The organism is Ruegeria sp. AB8, assembly GCF_056542605.1.
In genome coordinates, this window is the sequence record NZ_JBQGAB010000076.1 from 1 (window position 1) to 1,992 (window position 1,992).

Genomic DNA, 1,992 nt, shown 5'->3' on the forward strand with positions numbered 1-1,992 from the left:
ACACACAAATGGATTTTCCGTATCGTTATCATTCATATCCAGTCAATTATACTTGCCAAGTAGGGAACGCTCTGCGCGATGCCCTCACGACGGCTCAGCTCTGCAATGCTGTCCTCGCCTTTTAGGCCGTCCAGCACGATCCTGATCTTCTCTTCTGCGGAGTACTGTTTGCGGGTCGCACGGCGAATGTTCTTTACGACCTTCTCACCGTGGCTCTGCTTGGTTCCGGGTTTCTGTCTCATCTTATGGAATGGACGCCCCTTGCACCGATGCCGATAGTTTTCGGCAGACGTATCAAGCAGAAGGAGTTCACAGAATGCAGTTACTTGCGATTGATTTAGGCAAACAGTCGTTTCACATCCACGGAATCACCAATGAGGGCGAGGTAATCTCGAAGAAGGTGACCAGATCAAAACTCGCCGCTGCCGTTCAGGAGTATTCCCCGGAAACAGTCGCCATGGAGGCTTGTGCCAGCGCTCATCACTGGGGCAGACAGTTTGAGGCGCAAGGCTATGCCGTGCGCCTCGTTCATCCGCGGTTCGTAATGCCGTTTGTCAAAGGCTCCAAGAACGACGCTGTTGATGCCGAGGCGATCTATGAGGCCGCACTGCGCCCGACTATGCGATTTGTCCCAGTGAAGACGACGGAGCAACAGGATTTGCAGATGCTGCATCGAACACGTGATCGTCTCATCACACAACGGACCGGATTGATTAATCACATTCGGGGCCTTCTGGGGGAGTATGGCGTTGTCATTCCAGTCGGTGCCTTTCGGTTCCGAAAGGATATCAGAAACGCCGTCGCTGAGGCCAAGTTGTCAGCGCTGGCAACGGAAAACTTCAACGCACTTATCGCCGAATTCGAAGCGTTGGACAAACACGTCGCTGAGCTCGACCGTAAGCTAATCGCGATCTGCCGGACCGATGAGCGGTGCAAACGTCTTGCAACCCTCCCCGGCGTCGGGCCTGTGATCGCCACCGCCTTGATCGCTGCCGTTGATGACGGTCGACACTTTTCGTCTGGCCGGGCACTCGCGGCATGGATAGGCTTGGTTCCCAGACAATATACGACGGGCGGCAAGCCCCGGCTTGGTGGCATAGGCAAACGAGGCAACCAATACCTGCGGCGCCAGCTCATCCACGGCGCCCGGTCCGTCCTGATCAGGATCGCCAATCGTGATGATCAACGCGCGAGATGGGCGCAGGGCTTGCTGGCACGCGCAGGTCACAACAAAACGCTCGTGGCTATCGCCAACAAGACAGCACGCATTGCCTGGGCGATTTTGCGGAGCGGAGAAGGCTACAAAGCGGCGTAGCGGGCAGCCCGGAAAGTACTGGCGCTCTAAGAATGCGAGGTGACGAGACGATGGTGTAACGGCAGGGGCCGCAATTCACAGCCTGTAAGGAGTGGTGGCCAGGAAAGGCCGGTCATCTTGGAAGGCACTGAAACCAGCGGATCCCATCGAGGCCAGGAGCAAAGATGCTTCAATCAAAGGCCGGATAGATTCACGCATCCAATGCCGTCAACATCATCACAAAAAACACCTTGCGCAGGGGGCGTCCATAGATCCACTCCTTGGCGGTTACGATGAGCCAGAAACCCTCTCTTATCAAATCAACCTAAACTGTCCCATTGGCGCTGACGTCAGACAGTAGGGGGCGAAATCCCCCTCTCATGAGCGATTTTAGTTTTCTCGGCACGATGAGACTACCCCACTGGTGCAGGATGGTTAAAGTTTGTAGCCTGTGCAGGCGCTGAAGATGGTAGGCCGAACCGATGGTTGTCATTCTCTCATCCGCGGGTTTGATACCGCCTGACCAAATTCGATGCGGGGTGACCTCTCTCTAAGACCGGATGTTTGTCCCAAAGGGGGGACCGAGGATTTCCCTATCCATGGCTTCCATCTCCAGCGCACTGCGCAGGCAGCTTGGACAACCGGTCAGGTGGCCAGGGGCGTCTTTTTGGCGCAATATCCCAGATAAACCCAGCCAG

General features: G+C 55.7%; 1 protein-coding gene and 1 pseudogene. One reads left to right on the forward strand and one right to left on the reverse strand.

Annotated features, from left to right (window positions below; translation table 11 throughout):
* Positions 1 to 59: 59 nt before the first annotated feature.
* Positions 60 to 242 (reverse strand): annotated as a pseudogene (locus ACR0CG_RS23725) (transposase); the annotation flags it as partial.
* 74 nt (positions 243 to 316) lie between these two features.
* Between ACR0CG_RS23725 and ACR0CG_RS23730 the strand changes: the two are divergent.
* Positions 317 to 1,315 carry an IS110 family RNA-guided transposase gene (locus ACR0CG_RS23730; RefSeq protein ID WP_170438367.1) on the forward strand — a complete coding sequence of 333 codons (999 nt, stop codon included), beginning with the start codon at positions 317 to 319 and terminating at the stop codon, positions 1,313 to 1,315.
* Positions 1,316 to 1,992 lie beyond the last annotated feature (677 nt).